Origin of the sequence: Nocardioides scoriae (assembly GCF_900104965.1) — a bacterium.
In the GTDB taxonomy this organism is placed as follows: domain Bacteria; phylum Actinomycetota; class Actinomycetes; order Propionibacteriales; family Nocardioidaceae; genus Marmoricola; species Marmoricola scoriae.
Genome location: NZ_LT629757.1, coordinates 1570416 through 1587077 on the forward strand (window position 1 = coordinate 1570416; position 16662 = coordinate 1587077).

Here is a 16662-nt window from a genome sequence, read left to right on the forward strand (position 1 = left end):
GGCCGGGCGCGCCGTTGAGTTTCGCAACCGGCACATCGGGTGCGTCGGCGCCCGGCGCCGGGGTGGGGGCGACGCTCAGGCGGGGCCGAGCGCGAGCTCCGCCGCGAGCGGCCCGGCGAGGTCGCCGCGCTCGCGCACGACCACGTCGTCGAGGTCGAGCCAGCGGGCCAGGTCGCGCAGCTCGGCGGCCAGCTCGGGCGCGGTGTCCGACGGCGCGCCGGGCTCGGCGAAGGCCGCCTGCACCAGCAGCCGCCGGCCCGCCCGGTCGGCCTTGAGGTCGACGCGCGCCACGATCCGGTCGTCGAGCAGGAACGGCAGCACGTAGTAGCCGTAGCGGCGCTGGTCGGCCGGCACGTAGATCTCGATGCGGTAGCTGAAGTCGAAGAGCCGCTCGGTGCGCTCGCGCTCCCACACCACCGGGTCGAAGGGGCTGAGCAGCGCGCGGGCACGCACCGCGCGGGGCAGCGCCGCCTCGTGGTGGAGGTACGCCGGCCGCCCCCAGCCCTCGATCGTCACCGGCTCCAGCTCGCCGGACTCGACGAGCACGTCGACGGCGCGTCTGGCCGCCGCCTGGCCGGCCCCCCGCTGCAGCTGCAACCGGTAGTAGTCGGTGAGGCAGCGCAGCGTGGCCACCCCGTGGCTGCGCGCCGCCCGCCGGACCAGCTCGACCACGGCGTCCTCGCGCGAGGGCACCGGCAGCGCCAGCACGTGGGCCGGCAGCACCCGCTCGGGCAGGTCGTAGACCGGCTCGAACTGCGACGTGCGGCCGGCGATGGCGAGCTGGCCCGAGACGAACAGGTAGTCGAGCGCCTTGCGGGCCTCGGACCAGTTCCACCCCCAGTGCTCGCGGCTGCGGGGCGCGCCGTCGTCGAGCTGCCGGGCGGTCGCGGCCCCCCGGTCACCGACCTCGCGCAGCACCCGGGCCACGACCTCGTGGTTGCGGCGCTGCCACTCCCCCCACCGGGGGCTGGCCCGGAACTCCTCCATCCGGTGCTGCATCACCGGCCACAGCTCGACGGGCATGAACGCCTGGACGTGGGCCCAGTACTCCACCACCCGGCGCGGGCGCTGCTCGGCGGCCCGGGTCAGCAGGGTGGTGTCGTAGGGACCCATCCGGGAGAACAGCGGCACGTAGTGGGCGCGCTGGAGCACGTTGACCGAGTCGACCTGGAGCACCCCCGTGCGGGCCAGCGTGCGGGAGAAGGTGCGCAGCGTCGGCACGGAGTGGCGCGGGTCCCGGAAGCCCTGGGCCGCGAGCGCGATCCGACGGGCCTGCGGGCGGCTGAGCTCGGCGCCGCGCCTCACGTGATGTCGAGCAGCTTCTCGCGCACGGCGTACATGACGGCCTCCATGCGCGAGTGGAGCTGGAGCTTCTCCAAGATGTTGCGCACGTGGTTCTTCACGGTGTTCTCGCTGATGAACAGCTGTCGTGCCGCGTCGCGGTTGTTGAGGCCCTGGGCCACCAGGCGCAGCACCTCGAGCTCGCGGTCGGTCAGGCGCGGGGTGGGCACCTGGTCGCGCTCGGCGCGCGACATCTCCTTGAACTCGTCGATCAGCTTGACCGCCATCGAGGGGCTGATGAGCGACTGGCCCTCGGCGACCACGCGCACGGCCTGGGCGACCTCGTCGATGGAGGAGTCCTTGAGCAGGTAGCCCGAGGCGCCGTTCTTGACCGACTCGTAGAGGTCGCCCTCCTCGTCGCTGACCGTGAGCATGATGATCTTGACGGTCGGGACCAGCTCCTTGATCTTCATGCAGGCCTGCAGCCCCGAGCGCTTGGGCATCCGGACGTCGAGCAGCACCACGTCGGGGGCGCTGCTGACCACGATGTCGGTGGCGGCGATGCCGTCACCGGCCTCGCCGACGACCTCGATGCCGTCCTCGACGCCGAGCAGCATCGTCAGGCCGCGGCGGAAGAGCTCCTGGTCGTCGACCACGACCACCCGGATCGGCTCGTCGCGCTCCTGCTCGCCGGCCGGCCCCTGTCCCATGTGTCCCATCATGGCAGAGCCGGGCGCCACCGGCACCCCGTGCGCAGCGAGGCGGCGTGGTCCCGCAGGACCACGCCGCCTCCTCAGCGGTGCTGCTAGCTCACCTCGAGGGCGATCACGCCGTAGTCGTAGCCCCGGCGGCGGTAGACCACCGAGGGCTGCTCCGACTCCTTGTCGACGAACAGGTAGAAGTCGTGGCCCACGAGCTCCATCTCGTAGAGCGCCGTCTCCAGGGTCATCGGCGAGGCCGCGTGGGACTTCTCCCGCACCACCAGCGGCCCGTCGCCGGTGACCGTCACGGGCCCGACCTTGCGGGTGCCGGTGGCGTCGTCCTCGACCTCCTCCGCCTCGGGCGGCAGGCTGCGCGACATCGCGTGGCGCAGCGACTCGGGGCTGTGCTGCCCGCGGTGGACCTTGCGGCGGTCGGCGGCCTTGCGCATCTGCGAGGCCATCTTGTCCAGGGCCAGGTCGAGGGCGGCCATCTTGTCCTCGGCACAGGCCTCGGCGCGCACGATGGGCCCCTTGGACCGGGCCGTCAGCTCGATCCGGACGGCGCGCTCGGGCTCGCGGGCCCGCACCTCCTTCTCGAGGAGCACGTCCACCCGGATGATCCGGTGGTCGTGCTTCTCCAGGCGCGACAACTTGTCCTCGACGTGCTCGCGAAACCGGTCCGACACCTCGCAGTGACGACTGCTGACCACGACATCCACGCTGACCTCCTGTCCTCGGGCGCAAGCCGACCAGCGGGCGGCGTGCGCCTCGATGAGTCGGTTACCCGATGACACCCGCCCCAGGGGGGACGAGCGGAGCCCCCGGGCGGACCACTGCGACGAGTCGGAGTGTCCGCCTGGGCTCCATGCACCGACGCTAGCCGTCCTGTCCACATTTCGGTAGGGCACGCGCGGGTGGTCCGGCGGGTGGTCCGGCGGGTGGTCCGGCGGGTGGTCCGGCGGGTCGTCCCGGAGGTGGGCGGACGGGCGGGAGGGGGCTCACGCGGGGCCCGGCCGCGGCGCCCGACGCCGGCGCGTGGCGGCCACGACCGCCACCGCCCGGACCGGCACTCCCCCCTCCTCGAGGGCCCGCTGCGCCTCTCGGGCGGTGGTGCCCGTGGTGAGCACGTCGTCGACCAGCACCACCGTCACGGGCGTGCGGCGGGCGGCCAACCGGGCCCGGGCGGAGGCCCGGACCGCCATCGACCCGTCGCGGTTGCGCGCCCGCTCGGCCGACCCCAGGCCGGCCTGGTCGGCGACCGGGAGCCGCTGCACCAGCAGCCGGTGGACCTCGACGGCCGCGCCCGTGCGCCGTCGCAGCCGCCGCGACGCCAGCCGGGCCATCCGCAGCACCGGGTCGTGGCCGCGGGCGCGGACCACGGAAGGGGTCGAGGGCACCGGGACCAGCACGGTGGTGGCAGGCCCGGTCGCGCCGGTCGCCACGACCGGCTCCAGCGCCGTGGCCAGGCAGTGCGCCAGCGGGTCGACCAGGGCGTAGACCGAGCGCTCCTTGTGGGCGACCACCAGCGCGCGCAGCAGGTCGGCGTACTCCCCCGCGGCGAGGCAGGGCGCCAGCCCGTCGGGGCAAGGGGTCGGGCGCACCGCGCGCGCGACGTCGGGCAGGGCGTCGCGACAGGTCCGGCACAGCGAGCGGCCCGGGTGGCCGCAGCCCACGCAGCAGCCGCCCTGGACCAGGTCGAGCCAGGCGTCGCGCACCCCACCAGGGTGGGGCGCGGCACCGGGCCGCACCAGCCGGTCCGCCCGGGGCTGTGGACGGCCGGGGCGGCAGGCACGACGGTGGTGCGGGCGGCTAGGGCGCGTAGTCGGCGGCCGAGATCTTGCTGCTGGTCAGCGGCCAGGTGCCGGTGTCGCTGAGCGTGAACAGCTGCTGCCGGGAGTCGACGAGCCGCAGCGGCACCTCCAGCTGCGGCGAGACGGCCAGGGCGGTGCCGACACCGCGGAACAGGCTCGGCTCCACCAGCCCCGGCTCGACGGGCGAGCCGTCGGAGGAGAGGAAGGCGACCCGGCTGGTCTCGCGCGAGGGACGGGTCAGGACGGCCAGGGTGCCGGGGTCGCGCCACCCGACGTCGACGACGGCCGCGCCGTCGGTGCTCGCCCGGAACACCCGCGTCCGACCGGTGCCGGCGACCTGGCCCTCGTCGGTGCGCAGCACGTCGACGACCCGCACCTCGCCGGGCCGGTCCCCGCCGAGGACGACCGCGAGCCGGGTGCCGTCGCGCGACACGGTGGCGGCCACGACGTCGCGACCGCTGACGCCGGGCACGTCCAGCGCCCGGGCCCGGCCCGAGGAGACCACCAGCACCCGCGCGCCGCTGCGGCTCCGATCGACGATCCACAGGTCGCCGAACAGGTCGTACGACGGCCGCAGCAGGTCGGTGCCGTCGACCACCCGGGTGACCGGGGTGTCGTCGGTGGCGCCGTCGAGCAGCGCCTGGAACACGGTCGTGCCGTCCGCCGAGACGGCCGAGACCTGTGCCGGGGCCTCGCTGACGGCCAGGGAGCGCATCGCGTAGCCGGGCTTGCCCAGCGGACCCGGCACCGAGCGCGCCGACCCGGTGGAGAACTCCACGACGCGGCCGTTGCGCAGCCCGTGCAGCACGGGCTCCGTGGTGCCCGCGGCGTCGTAGTCGTCGCCGCTGAGCACCGAGGCGTCGATGCTGCCGCCCGGCAGCGGCACCGCGGCCCCGCCGACGGTCAGCCGGACCCGCTCGATGCCCGGCACCTGCCGCAGCGTCCAGGCCAGCTGGTCGACGGCCCGCTCGAGGTCCTCGGGGGGTGCCCGCAGCACGTCGCGGGTCAGCGGCACCTCGGCCACGCCGCTCTCGGTGACCACGACCGACAGGTCGAGACCGGTGCCGCGCGGGAAGGCGGAGCGGGTGACCTCGGACAGGGCCGGGCCCGGGCCGGCGAGCACGCCGCGCACCAGGTTGGTGGCCGACTGCTCCCCCCGCGGGATGAAGACGGGGTCCGGCAGCAGGGTGCGACCGGTCTGGTCGAAGAAGTAGAGGTCGAAGCGCTCGAAGCTGCGGTTGAAGAACGACGTGGGCACGACCAGCGCGTCGACCGGGTTGTCGATGCGCCACTGGCCGCCCTCGGAGACCAGGTCGAGGCCCAGGGTGGTGGAGCGGCCCGGCGGGTCGTTGCGCCACCCGCCGCGCGAGTCCAGCCGGCGCACGTCGGACAGGCGCACGTCGGCGCCGCCGGCGGACGGGGTCACCGTGGAGGCCTCGTAGACCATGGTCCCGCGGTTGGGCCGCCACGACGCCGAGGCCCGTTCGGAGAGGAACTCCCGGGCCACCTTGGTGGACAGCGGGTTGGCCTGCATCGCCACCAGGAAGCCCGAGACGATCGCCGCGGGCGAGCCGTCCTCGGCGGGCCCCGGCGGGTTGAAGTACGGCGCGTCCAGGCGCTGGTCGGGCCGGTCGGCGGCCTGGCGTCGCACCGGCCCCGACTCGGGCAGCGTCGAGCAGCCGGCGAGGAGCAGCAGCACGGCGACCAGCACCGTCAGCAGGACCGGGCCGCGGCGGGTCACGTCGGCCTCCGCGGGGACGGGCCGGCGGCGGCCGGGTCGGCGGCGCCGGGGCCGGTCGCGGGACCGGTCGCAGGACCGGTCGCGGGTCCCGTCGCGGGGACGGTCGGGCTCCCCGGGGCCACGGGCGCGCGCCGGGGCGAGATCCGCAGGTCGTCGGGCACCAGGGGCAGCGGGCTGTGGGTGACGGCGTCACCGGCGCGCCGGGGCAGCGTCAGCCGGAAGTGGGCACCGCCGCCGGGCGTGCCCCAGGCCTGCAGCCAGCCCCCGTGGAGGCGGGCGTCCTCGAGCGCGATCGCCAGGCCGAGGCCGGTGCCGCCGGTGGTGCGGGCGCGGGCGGGGTCGGCGCGCCAGAACCGGTTGAAGACCATGGCCGACTGCCCGGGCTCCAGGCCCACGCCGTGGTCGCGCACGGTCAGCGCCGTGGTGGTGCCGTCGGTGGCCAGCCGCAGCTGCACGCCCTCGGCGTCCGCGTGGTCGATGGCGTTGGTGACCAGGTTGCGCACGATCCGCTCGACCCGGCGCACGTCGGCCTCGACCATGAACACGCCCTCGTCGACCACCTCGAGGGGGACCCCGCGCTGGCGGGCCATCGGGCTGGTCGCCCCGACGACGCGGTGGGCGATGTCGCCGAGGTTGACGTCCTCGACCTCGAGTACGGCCGCCCCGGCGTCGAAGCGGCTGATCTCGAGCAGGTCGGCGAGCAGGTTCTCGAAGCGGTCGAGCTCGCCCTGGAGCAGCTCGGCGGCCCGGGCCGTCACGGGGTCGAAGTCGTGGCGGGCGTCGTGGATGATGTCGCCGGCCATCCGCACGGTCGTCAGCGGGGTGCGCAGCTCGTGGGACACGTCGGAGACGAAGGTGCGCTGCACCCGGGAGAGCTCGACCAGCTTGCGGATCTGCGACTGCAGGGCCTCGGCCATCTGGTTGAACGAGGTCGCCAGGCGGGCGATGTCGTCCTCGCCGCTGACCTGCATCCGCTCCTCGAGCCGGCCCGAGGCGATCCGCTCGGCCACGCGCCGCGCGAGCCGCACGGGCGTGATCACCTGCCGGGTGACCAGCAGCGCCACCCCGGCGATGAGCAGCAGCAGCACCAGCCCCGCCACGAGGAGCACCTGGCGCAGCAGCGTCAGGGTCTGCTGCTCCTCCCCCATCGGGAACAGGTAGTAGAGCGCGTAGCTGCCGCCGTCCGAGGGCAGCACCACGGTCGAGCCGACCACGACGCCGGGCTGCGACTCGGGCGCGTCCAGCCCGAGGTAGCGGATCCGGGTGAAGGTCCAGGCCAGCTCGTCGCGGCCCTGCTCGACGACCGACCCGAGCGACTCCGGCACGCTGACCGGGTCGACCTCCGGCGTGGTCCGCACGCCCGACGGCGCCGCCCCGTCGCCGACCGGGCCCTCGACCACGACCTCGAAGCCCTTGGCGTCGCCGCGGGCCACCAGCGTCTCGACCAGCAGCCGCAGCTGGGTCTCGGGGTCGAAGTCGTTGCCTCCCGCGGAGCCGAGCCGCTCGCGCACGATGGCGGTCTCGGTGCGGGCCTCGGCCACCGACGAGTCGACGCGGCCCTGGACCAGGCCGTCGGAGATCTGGCGGGTCACCATCACCCCGACGGAGCCGACCACCAGGGCGCTGAGCACCACGATGGCGGTGACGACGCGGGTGCGCAGCGAGCGGCGCCAGAACCCCAGGGTGGCGCGGGGCAGGCGCCGACCGGCCGCGAGCGCCCGGTCGAGCCGGGTCTCAGGCCTCGCCGGCGGGGTCATCGGTCGAGCCTGCCTTGTAGCCGACGCCGCGCACCGTCACCACGATGGTGGGGTTCTCGGGGTCGCTCTCGATCTTGGCGCGCAGGCGCTGCACGTGCACGTTGACCAGGCGGGTGTCGGCGGCGTGGCGGTAGCCCCACACCTGCTCGAGCAGCACCTCGCGGGTGAAGACCTTGCGGGGGTTCTGGGCCAGGCAGACCAGCAGGTCGAACTCCAGGGGCGTCAGCCCGATGGGGGCGCCCGCCCGGGTGACCTCGTGGCCGACCACGTCGATGGACAGGTCGCCGATCTGCAGGGTCGCGGGCGCCGGCACCTCGAAGCGGCGGACCCGGGCGCGGATCCGCGCCACGAGCTCCTTGGGCTTGAACGGCTTGGCGACGTAGTCGTCGGCGCCGGACTCCAGCCCCACGACGACGTCGACGGTGTCGCTGCGGGCGGTGAGCATCACGATCGGGACGCCGGACTCGGCGCGGATCTCGCGGCAGACGTCGACGCCGTCCTTGCCCGGCAGCATCAGGTCCAGCAGCACCACGTCGGGGCGGAAGGACCGGAACGCGTCGAGCGCGAGGTCGCCACGGGTGACGACCTCGCTCACGAACCCCTCGGTGCGCAGCACGAGGGTCAGCATCTCCGCCAGGGCCGCGTCGTCGTCGACGACGAGGACCCGGGGGCGCTCGACCACCTCGTGCTGCGCCACGACGTCAGTAGCGGTACTGCTCGGACTTGTAGGGACCCTCGGCGGGGATCCCCAGGTAGGCGGCCTGGTCGTCGGTGAGCGTGGTGAGGTTGACCCCCAGCGCACCGAGGTGGAGCCGCGCGACCTCCTCGTCGAGGTGCTTGGGCAGCACGTAGACGCCGACCGGGTAGTCCTCGGTCCTGGTGAAGATCTCGATCTGCGCGAGGACCTGGTTGGTGAACGAGTTCGACATCACGAACGACGGGTGGCCGGTCGCGTTGCCGAGGTTCATCAGGCGCCCCTCGGACAGGATGATGATCGCCTTGCCGTCGGGGAACGTCCACAGGTCGACCTGCGGCTTGACGTTCTTGCGCTGCGCGACGCCGTCGGCCTCGAGGCCGGCCATGTCGATCTCGTTGTCGAAGTGACCGATGTTGCCGACGATCGCGTTGTGCTTCATCGCCCGCATGTGCTCGAGCGTCACGACGTCCTTGTTGCCGGTCGAGGTGATGATGATGTCGGCGTGCGGCAGGGCGTTCTCGAGGGTGTCGACCTGGTAGCCGTCCATCGCCGCCTGGAGCGCGCAGATGGGGTCGATCTCGGTGACGATCACGCGCGCGCCCTGGCCGCGCAGCGACTCGGCGCAGCCCTTGCCGACGTCGCCGTAGCCGGCCACGACCGCGACCTTGCCGCCGATGAGGACGTCGGTGGCGCGGTTGATGCCGTCGATGAGCGAGTGGCGGCAGCCGTACTTGTTGTCGAACTTGGACTTGGTGACCGAGTCGTTGACGTTGATCGCCGGGAAGAGCAGCTTGCCGTCGCGCATCATCTCGTAGAGACGGTGCACCCCGGTGGTCGTCTCCTCGGTGACGCCCTTGACCGAGTTGGCGATCGGGCCCCAGTGGTCGGTGCTCTTCGCGAGCTGCGCGCCGAGGACCTCGAAGATGATCCGCTGCTCGTTGCTGCCGGCGGTGGCGGGGTCGGGTGCCTGGCCGGTCTTCTCGGCCTGGACGCCGAGGTGCAGCAGCAGGGTGGCGTCGCCACCGTCGTCGAGGATCATGTTGGGCAGCTCGTCGGCGCCCTGCGAGGACCAGTCGAGGATCTGCTGGGTGCACCACCAGTATTCCTCCAGCGACTCGCCCTTCCAGGCGAAGACCGGGACGCCGGCGGGGGCGTCGGGGGTGCCGTCGCGGCCCACGACGACCGCGGCCGCGGCGTGGTCCTGGGTGGAGAAGATGTTGCAGGAGGCCCAGCGGACCTCCGCGCCGAGGTCCACGAGGGTCTCGATGAGCACGGCGGTCTGGATCGTCATGTGCAGCGATCCCGCGATCTTGGCGCCGGCGAGGGGCTTGTCCTTGCCGTAGCGCTCGCGCATCGCCATCAGGCCGGGCATCTCGTGCTCGGCGAGCTCGATCTCGGTCCGGCCGTAGTCGGCCAGGGTCAGGTCGGCGACCTTGAAGTCCATGGGGGGTCCTTGTCAGGAGAGGGTGTGGGTCGGGTCTCGGACGACCGCCCGCGTCGGGTGACGCGGCCCGCAGCAGCACTGCGGGCGGGGTGGGGCGACCCGTCGAGGCGTCAGACCACGATCTCGTGCGAAAGGCGCAGGCAGGAGTCTACGCAACCCCGGTGTCGGAGCCCAAAGCCGGACGCCGCAGGTCCGGCTCGAGGTAGATCGCACGGGCCGTCGGCTCCGCGGCGCGCACCGCGGCCTCGGCCCGGTCGATGGCGTCGGCGACCTCGGCCGCCGTGTCGCTGGCCGTGACCGCGATCTTCACCGCCACCAGCAGCTCGTCGGGCCCCAGGTGCAGCGTCTTCATGTGGATGACGCCGTCGATGCCGTCGGTCTCCTCCAGGGCCCGTCGGATGGTGCGCTGGGCCTCGGGGCTGGCCGCCTCCCCCAGCAGCAGGCTCTTGGTCTCCAGCGCCAGCACCACGGCCACCACGACGAGCAGCAGGCCGATGAGCGCGGTCCCGAGGACGTCGAAGACGGGGTTGCGGGTCACCAGGGTCAGGCCGACCCCCAGCAGCGCGAAGCTCAGGCCCGTGATGGCGGCGAAGTCCTCGAGCAGGATGACGGGCAGCTCCGGGGCCTTGGCCCGTCGCACGAACTGGACCAGGGTCGCCTCCCCCCGGGCGTGGTTGGCCTCGCGCACGGCGGTGCGCAGGCTGAAGCCCTCCATCACGATGGCCACGCCGAGCACCACGAGCGGCACCCACCACCACCGGCCGTCGAGCTGGCCCAGGTCGCCCGGGTCCTGCTGCACCTCGTGCCACTTGTGGTAGGCCTCGTAGAGCGCGAACAGGCCGCCGACGCTGAACAGCACGACCGCGACGATGAAGCCGTAGACGTAGCGCTCGCGGCCGTAGCCGAAGGGGTGCTCGGCGTCCGCGTGCTTGCGGGCCTTGCGCCCGCCGAGCAGCAGGAGCAGCTGGTTGCCGGAGTCGGCGACCGAGTGGATCGCCTCCGCCAGCATCGAGGAGGACTGGGTCAGGGCCCAGGCCAGGAACTTGGTCAGGGCGATGCCGGTGTTGGCCAGCAGCGCCGCCAGGACGGCCTTGGTGCCGCCTTCGGTCGACATGACCGGAGCGTAGACCCGCTCAGCCGTCGAGGCCCACCTGGAGGTAGGTCGCGGCGTAGGTGCCGGTCGAGAGCATCGCGGCGTACCGCGCGACGTCGCTGGGGGCCTCGGAGGTGATCCGCTCGACGCGGACCCCGTGGTCCTGGGCGGCGCGGACCAGGGTGTCGCGGGTGGCCGCGACGGCGGGGTCCTGCGACCCGTCGTCCAGCAGGACGAGGGCCGGCCGGGGCTCGTGGGTCGGGTCGGCGAAGGGGTCGGCGAAGACGTCGGCGGGCGCCGCCGCCTCGAGGACGGCGAGCAGCTGCTCCGCGTCGGCGGCCAGGGCGGTGCGGCCGGTGGCCCGGCGCACCGACTCCGCGACGCGACGCGCGGCGCGCGCGGCCAGGACGGTGCCGCCCCACAGCACCGGGTCGGCTTCGGCGATGCCGATGGCCAGGATCTTGGCCGGGTTGGTGGCCAGGTCGCGGTGCGGGCTGCACGCCACGGCGACCTCGTCGAGGGCGTCGGCCACCACGCCCGGGTCGGTCTGGGGACCCAGGTGCACCCGGTCGAGCAGGTCGAGCACCGAGACGGCGACGGCGAGCTGGTCGGTGGTCTGGGTCGGCAGGTGCACCGAGTAGCGGCCCGCCGCGTGGTCGGCCACCAGCGAGCCGGTCGGGGCGGCGACCACCACCTGGGCCCCGCGACGCACCGCCTCGGCGACCGCGGCCGCCGTGCCGGGGTCGTCGCCGACCGGCGCCAGCACGACCACCAGGTCGAGGCTGCCGGTCCAGCCGGGGAGGCCGGGGGCGGGCCAGGCCACGAAGGGCACCGGGCACACCGGCTCCAGCACGGCCCGCAGCAGCCGGGAGTCGGGCCCGGCCGCCACGACGGCGCGGGGCTGGCTCTCCGAGAGCGAGGAGAGCGCCTCGGCGAGCGCCTCCTCGGCCGCGGCGGCCTCGCGGCGCACGCGGGCACCGCCCTCGGCCAGGTGCCGCAGGCGGGCGTCCACCCGGGCCAGCGCCTGGTCGTCGTCGAGCAGTCCGTCGTCGAAGGTCACAGCCGGTCCTCGGGATCGCGTGGGTGGGTCAGGAGGGGGTGCGGGCCTCGTCGACCAGCAGCACCGGGATGTCGTCGCGGACCGGGTAGGCCCGGCCGCAGCCGGCACAGACGAGCTCCGAGGCGGCCTCGTCGGCCGCCAGCGAGGACCGGCAGGCCGGGCAGACGACCACGTCGAGCAGGCGGGGGTCGAGGTTCATGCTCATCTCCTGATCACGGCGAGGACGTCGTCCCGCAGCCGCTCCATGGTGGCCTGGTCGCGTCCCTCGGCGTTGAGCCGCAGCAGCGGCTCGGTGTTGGACGCGCGCACATTGAACCACCAGTCGTCGTGGACGACGCTGAGGCCGTCGAGGTGGTCGACCGAGGTCCCCGGGAGCGCTCCCCAGGTCTGCTCGATCTCGGCGACGACGGCCGCCTGGTCGGCGACCGTGGAGTTGATCTCGCCGCTCGCGACGTGGCGGGCCCACGGGGCCAGCACCTGCGAGAGCGGCCCGTCGGCCTCGGCCAGCGCCGCGAGGGCGTGCAGCCCGGCGAGCATCCCGGAGTCGGCGCGCCAGAAGTCGCGGAAGTAGAAGTGGCCGGAGTGCTCGCCGCCGAAGATGGCGCCGGTGCGGGCCATCTCCGCCTTGATGTAGGAGTGCCCGACCCGGGTGCGCACCGGCACGCCGCCGAGCTCCTCGACGATCTCGGGCACCCCGCGCGAGGTGATGAGGTTGTGGATGATCGTGGCGCCCGGCTCCTTGGCGAGCTCGCGGCTGGCGATCAGCGCCGTGAGGGTGCTGGGGCTGACCAGCTCGCCGCGCTCGTCGACCAGGAAGCAGCGGTCGGCGTCGCCGTCGAAGGCCAGGCCGATGTCGGCGCCGGACTCGCGCACCGCCGCCTGCAGGTCGCGCAGGTTGTCCGGCTCGATCGGGTTGGCCTCGTGGTTGGGGAAGCTGCCGTCGAGCTCGAAGTAGAGCGGCAGCACCTCGACGTCGAGGCGGTCCAGCACGGCGGGGGCCGTGAGCCCGGCCATGCCGTTGCCGGCGTCCACGACCACCTTCAGGCGACGTCCGCGCACCGGCGCGAGCGCCAGCACGTGGTCGGCGTACGCCGTCAGCAGGTCCTGCTCGTCGACCGTGCCGGGCGTCGCCGCCTGCTGCAGGTCGCCCGCGGCGACGAGGTCGCGGATCTCCACCAGGCCGGTCTCGCGGCCGACGGGCGCGGCCTCGGCCTTGCAGAGCTTGATGCCGTTGTACTGCGCCGGGTTGTGGCTGGCGGTGAACATCGCGCCCGGCCGGTCGAGGTGGCCCGAGGCGAAGTAGAGCTGGTCGGTGCTGGCCAGGCCGATGAGCGTGACGTCGGCCCCGGCGAGGGCCGCCCCCTCGGCGAAGGCGCGTGCCATCCCGGGCGAGGAGGGCCGCATGTCGTGACCCACCACGACCGCGTCGGTGCCGAGCACGGTGACGAAGGCGTTGCCGACCGCGCGGGCGAGGTCCTCGTCGACCTCCTCGGGCACGAGGCCACGCACGTCGTAGGCCTTGAAGACCCGGTCGAGCTCGGCGACCGTCCGGGTCGGGCGCGCGGCGCCCCCCGGCTGCTGCGAGGACGGCGGGGACGGGACGGGCGGCTGGCTCGACATGGCCCGAGCCTATCGGCGTCGGGCCGGACCCCCGACGCTCAGGCCTCGGGACGCAGCGAGCGCAGGTGGCCGCGGCGCACGCCCTCGCGCTGCGGCGAGGGGGCCGTCTCGACCGGCGCGGCCGGCCGGGGCTGGGCCGCCTCGCGCACGGCGTCGGCCAGGGCGAGCAGGTCGTCGGAGCTCGGACCGGGCCGGTCGTCGCGCTGCAGCCGCAGCACCTCCCAGCCCCTGGGCGCCGAGAGGCGCTCGCTGTGGGCGTCGCACAGGTCGTAGGCGTGCGGCTCGGCGTAGGTCGCCAGCGGGCCGACGACGGCGGTCTGGTCGGCGTACACGTAGGTCAGCGTGGTGGTGGCGGGACGACCGCACGCGGTGCGCGAACAACGACGGAGGAGACCCACGGCGGCGACGCTACCCGGTGGCGGACCTCGGCGCCCTTAGGCTCGCGGTCGTGACGACACGGGACCGGCGCGGACGCGGGATGCGGGGACCGGCGTACGGCCCGGGCGCTCCTCGGGGACCGGTGCCGGCCGCCCTGAGCCGTCGCGAGCGCTTCGACCGGGTGGCGGTCTCGGTGATGGCCGACGTGGAGTCGCGCTGGACCGAGGAGCTGTCCCGCGTCGAGCTCGCCGTCGAGGACGCGCCGGTCGTGCCGCCGAGCTGGGTCGCACCGCGGGTGCCGCTCACGTCGTTCGTCGGCGGCACCGCCGCCACGCCGCCGCGGCTGGTGCTCTACCGCCGTCCGCTCGAGCACCGCGTCGAGACGCTGGTCGAGCTCGAGGCGCTGGTGCTCACCGTCGTGGTCGAGCAGCTCGCCGACTACCTCGGCGTGCCGCCCGAGGACGTCCACCCCGACTACGAGCCCTGAGCCCGGCCGACGCCGCTCCTCCCCTGCCCCGCCGCCACGGGGCGTGGGATCAGACCGCGCGCTTCTTCAGCTTGCGCCGCTCGCGCTCCGACAGGCCGCCCCAGATGCCGAAACGCTCGTCGTTGCCCAGGGCGTACTCCAGGCACTCCTGGCGGACCTCGCAGGTGAGGCAGACCTTCTTGGCCTCACGCGTGGACCCGCCCTTCTCCGGGAAGAAGGCCTCGGGGTCGGTCTGAGCGCACAGACCCCGCTCCTGCCACCCGGCGTCCTCACCGACTCCGTCGCCGTCCAGCACATACAGTTCGCGCACGTTTCCGCCCCTTCGACCCTGCGATCCTGACGGACCGAGTTGATAACCACACTGGTGTGATTACATGCCTGTCGCGCACGTGCCGTCAAGCGGAACAGTGGTAGAGGGCCCTACTGGTACACACTGTGGACATGTCCTCTTCGCCCGACACGCCCGCCTCTGGAGCGGAACGCCCGCGCCGATCCGGTCTCGATTTTCCCGACACCTTCCCCACCCACGTCACCGTGCTCTCCGGCGGGGTCGGCGGCGCCCGCTTCCTGCAGGGCCTGCTCCACCTCGCCGCGCGCCACGGCGCGAGCCCCCGCATCAGCGTCGTGACCAACACCGCCGACGACTGGTGGCTGCACGGCCTCAAGGTCTGCCCCGACCTCGACACCGTGATGTACACCCTCGGCGACGGCATCGACGTCGAGCGCGGCTGGGGCCGCCGCGACGAGACCTGGAACGCCCGCGACGAGCTGGCGGCGTACGGCGTGGGGCCGGCGTGGTTCGGCCTCGGCGACCGCGACCTGGCCACCCACCTCGTCCGCACCCAGATGCTCGACGCCGGCTACCCGCTCTCGGCCGTCACGACCGCGCTGTGCCGCCGCTGGGAGCCCGGCGTGGAGCTGCTGCCCATGACCGACGACCGCGTCGAGACCCACGTGGTGGTCGACGACCCCGACACCGGGGAGCAGCGGGCGGTGCACTTCCAGGAGTACTGGGTGCGCCACCACGCCGAGGTGCCCGCCCACGCGGTCGTGCCGATCGGCATCGAGGACGCCACCCCCGCCCCCGGCGTGCTCGACGCGATCGCGCAGGCCGACGTGGTGCTCGTGCCTCCGTCCAACCCGGTCGTCTCGGTCGGCACCATCCTCGGCGTGCCCGGCATCCGCGAGGCGCTGGCCTCGACGCCGGCCCCCGTCGTCGGGGTCTCGGGGATCATCGGCAAGGACCACGTGCGCGGCATGGCCCGCCAGCTCCTCGGCGTCGTCGGCGTCGAGGTGTCGGCGGCAGGGGTCGCGGAGCACTACGGCGCGCGGTCGCGACCCGCCGAGCCCGGTCGCCCCGGCGTGCTGGACGGGTGGCTGGTCGACGAGGTCGACGCCCCCGCCCTGCCCCGCATCGAGGCCGCCGGCATCGCCGCCCGCGCGGTGCCGCTGTGGATGACCGACGCCGACGCCACGGCCGACCTCGTCGGCGAGGCCCTGGGCCTCGCGAGCCAGGTCGCCACCGGGACCGCAGCCGGGCGCGCCGGCACCGACGCGTGAGCCAGGGCCTGCGGGCCTGGCCGGTCGAGGGCATCGGCGAGGTCGGCGAGGGCACGCCGCTGCCCGACCTGCTGGCGGGCGTCGAGCTCGACGACGGCGACGTCGTCGTGGTGACCAGCAAGGTGGTGAGCAAGGCCGAGGGACGCGTGCGCCGGCAGGACCGCGACGAGGCGATCACCGAGGAGACCGTGCGGGTCGTCGCGAGGCGCGGCCCGACGCGGATCGTGGAGAACCGCCTCGGCCTGGTGATGGCCGCCGCCGGGGTCGACGCCTCGAACGTCGCGGCCGACCACGTGGTGCTGCTGCCGCTCGACCCCGACGGGTCGGCCCGCCGGCTGCGCGAGGACCTCGCGCGCGAGCGCGGCACCAACGTCGCCGTGGTGGTCACCGACACGGCCGGCCGCGCCTGGCGCACCGGCCAGACCGACCTCGCCCTCGGCCTCGCGGGCCTGCTGCCGCTGGAGGACCTCTCGGGGCGCACCGACGGCTACGGCAACCCGCTGGTCGTCACGGCCCCCGCGGTCGCCGACGAGGTCGCCTCCCTCGCCGAGCTGGTCACCGGCAAGCTCGGCGGCCGCCCCGTCACCGTGGTGCGGGGCCTGGGCGCCCGCGTGCTGCCGGCCGGCGAGCACGGCCCCGGCGCCCGGCCGCTGCTGCGACCCCGCGAGCAGGACATGTTCGCCCTCGGCGCCCGGGAGGCCGTCGTGGCCGCCGTGCGCGGGCGCGAGCAGGCGTGCTTCGGCGCCCCGGCCGCCCCCGAGGAGCTGGTCGAGGCGCTCGCCTCCTGCGGCATCGACGCCCGCGCCACCGACGGCCCTGCCACCGACGGCCTCGGCACCCCGGTCGTGCGGGTGGACCTGCCGCACGGCTCCGGGGTGCGCGACCAGGTGGTCGCCCTGGAGCGCGCCCGGCTGGTGGCGCACGCCCACGCGTGGGGTCCCTTCAGCGACACCGGGGGCGGACCCGGGGACGGACCCGGGGACTCCGTCTGGTTCTCACCGACCGCTCCGTAGACTGCGCACCTCGACCACA

Annotated in this window: 17 protein-coding genes; 3 read left to right on the forward strand and 14 right to left on the reverse strand. The window is 74.4% G+C overall.

Going from position 1 to position 16662, the window contains the following annotated elements; all coding sequences use genetic code 11:
* Positions 1-75: 75 nt before the first annotated feature.
* The 13 genes from BLU55_RS07500 to BLU55_RS07560 form a co-directional block, all read right to left on the reverse strand.
* Positions 76-1305 carry a winged helix-turn-helix domain-containing protein gene (locus BLU55_RS07500; RefSeq protein ID WP_091727914.1) on the reverse strand — a complete coding sequence of 410 codons (1230 nt, stop codon included), beginning with the start codon at positions 1303-1305 and terminating at the stop codon, positions 76-78.
* A complete protein-coding gene (locus BLU55_RS07505) occupies positions 1302-1991 on the reverse strand; it encodes a response regulator (protein WP_231917101.1) in 690 nt (229 codons plus the stop codon). The genes BLU55_RS07500 and BLU55_RS07505 overlap by 4 nt, the downstream gene beginning before the upstream one ends.
* Before the next feature lie 95 nt (positions 1992-2086).
* Complete coding sequence (hpf, locus tag BLU55_RS07510) at positions 2087-2701, reverse strand: ribosome hibernation-promoting factor, HPF/YfiA family (RefSeq protein WP_091727919.1); 615 nt, start codon at positions 2699-2701, stop codon at positions 2087-2089.
* Between the two features lie 279 nt (positions 2702-2980).
* Positions 2981-3697 carry a ComF family protein gene (locus BLU55_RS07515; RefSeq protein ID WP_091727922.1) on the reverse strand — a complete coding sequence of 239 codons (717 nt, stop codon included), beginning with the start codon at positions 3695-3697 and terminating at the stop codon, positions 2981-2983.
* A gap of 94 nt (positions 3698-3791) precedes the next feature.
* Complete coding sequence (locus BLU55_RS07520; RefSeq protein WP_091727925.1) at positions 3792-5534, reverse strand: LpqB family beta-propeller domain-containing protein; 1743 nt, start codon at positions 5532-5534, stop codon at positions 3792-3794.
* Positions 5531-7291, reverse strand: a complete 1761-nt coding sequence (gene mtrB, locus BLU55_RS07525; protein ID WP_091727929.1) for an MtrAB system histidine kinase MtrB — start codon at positions 7289-7291, stop codon at positions 5531-5533. Before mtrB ends, BLU55_RS07520 begins: the two co-directional genes overlap by 4 nt.
* Positions 7269-7988 carry an MtrAB system response regulator MtrA gene (mtrA, locus tag BLU55_RS07530; protein WP_091727931.1) on the reverse strand — a complete coding sequence of 240 codons (720 nt, stop codon included), beginning with the start codon at positions 7986-7988 and terminating at the stop codon, positions 7269-7271. Before mtrA ends, mtrB begins: the two co-directional genes overlap by 23 nt.
* Positions 7989-7992: 4 nt before the next feature.
* Positions 7993-9432, reverse strand: a complete 1440-nt coding sequence (gene ahcY, locus BLU55_RS07535) for an adenosylhomocysteinase (protein ID WP_091727934.1) — start codon at positions 9430-9432, stop codon at positions 7993-7995.
* Positions 9433-9580: 148 nt separating this feature from the next.
* Positions 9581-10546: a cation diffusion facilitator family transporter gene (locus BLU55_RS07540; RefSeq protein WP_091727936.1), complete on the reverse strand. Its 966-nt coding sequence runs from the start codon at positions 10544-10546 to the stop codon at positions 9581-9583.
* A 19-nt stretch (positions 10547-10565) separates the two neighbouring features.
* Complete coding sequence (locus BLU55_RS07545; RefSeq protein WP_091727939.1) at positions 10566-11585, reverse strand: SIS domain-containing protein; 1020 nt, start codon at positions 11583-11585, stop codon at positions 10566-10568.
* Between the two features lie 28 nt (positions 11586-11613).
* Positions 11614-11784: a Trm112 family protein gene (locus BLU55_RS07550; protein ID WP_157682780.1), complete on the reverse strand. Its 171-nt coding sequence runs from the start codon at positions 11782-11784 to the stop codon at positions 11614-11616.
* A 2-nt stretch (positions 11785-11786) separates the two neighbouring features.
* Positions 11787-13205: a phosphomannomutase/phosphoglucomutase gene (locus tag BLU55_RS07555; RefSeq protein ID WP_091727945.1), complete on the reverse strand. Its 1419-nt coding sequence runs from the start codon at positions 13203-13205 to the stop codon at positions 11787-11789.
* Between the two features lie 38 nt (positions 13206-13243).
* A complete protein-coding gene (locus BLU55_RS07560) occupies positions 13244-13603 on the reverse strand; it encodes a DUF3499 domain-containing protein (RefSeq protein WP_091727948.1) in 360 nt (119 codons plus the stop codon).
* A gap of 50 nt (positions 13604-13653) precedes the next feature.
* On the opposite strand from BLU55_RS07560, the gene BLU55_RS07565 reads away from it, so the two are divergent.
* Positions 13654-14070 (forward strand): metallopeptidase family protein, encoded by a 417-nt coding sequence (locus BLU55_RS07565; protein ID WP_231917102.1) that lies wholly within the window; start codon positions 13654-13656, stop codon positions 14068-14070.
* Between the two features lie 49 nt (positions 14071-14119).
* Here BLU55_RS07565 and BLU55_RS07570 read toward each other — a convergent pair whose 3' ends face one another.
* Positions 14120-14380: a WhiB family transcriptional regulator gene (locus tag BLU55_RS07570; RefSeq protein ID WP_091727953.1), complete on the reverse strand. Its 261-nt coding sequence runs from the start codon at positions 14378-14380 to the stop codon at positions 14120-14122.
* A gap of 131 nt (positions 14381-14511) precedes the next feature.
* Here BLU55_RS07570 and cofD point away from each other — a divergent pair, with 131 nt between their 5' ends.
* Positions 14512-15630 (forward strand): 2-phospho-L-lactate transferase, encoded by a 1119-nt coding sequence (cofD, locus tag BLU55_RS07575; protein WP_091733589.1) that lies wholly within the window; start codon positions 14512-14514, stop codon positions 15628-15630.
* Entirely contained in the window at positions 15627-16643 is a 1017-nt protein-coding gene (cofE, locus tag BLU55_RS07580) for a coenzyme F420-0:L-glutamate ligase (RefSeq protein ID WP_172833884.1), read from the forward strand. Before cofD ends, cofE begins: the two co-directional genes overlap by 4 nt.
* The last annotated feature ends 19 nt before the right edge of the window (positions 16644-16662 follow it).

Coding starts and splice junctions, on each gene's coding strand:
- BLU55_RS07505 (WP_231917101.1), bottom strand. CDS start 1,991: ATGGGACAGGGGCCGGCCGGCGAGCAGGAGCGCGACGAGCCGATCCGG.
- mtrB (WP_091727929.1), bottom strand. CDS start 7,291: ATGACCCCGCCGGCGAGGCCTGAGACCCGGCTCGACCGGGCGCTCGCG.
- ahcY (WP_091727934.1), bottom strand. CDS start 9,432: ATGGACTTCAAGGTCGCCGACCTGACCCTGGCCGACTACGGCCGGACC.
- BLU55_RS07540 (WP_091727936.1), bottom strand. CDS start 10,546: ATGTCGACCGAAGGCGGCACCAAGGCCGTCCTGGCGGCGCTGCTGGCC.
- BLU55_RS07550 (WP_157682780.1), bottom strand. CDS start 11,784: ATGAACCTCGACCCCCGCCTGCTCGACGTGGTCGTCTGCCCGGCCTGC.
- BLU55_RS07555 (WP_091727945.1), bottom strand. CDS start 13,205: ATGTCGAGCCAGCCGCCCGTCCCGTCCCCGCCGTCCTCGCAGCAGCCG.
- cofD (WP_091733589.1), top strand. CDS start 14,512: ATGTCCTCTTCGCCCGACACGCCCGCCTCTGGAGCGGAACGCCCGCGC.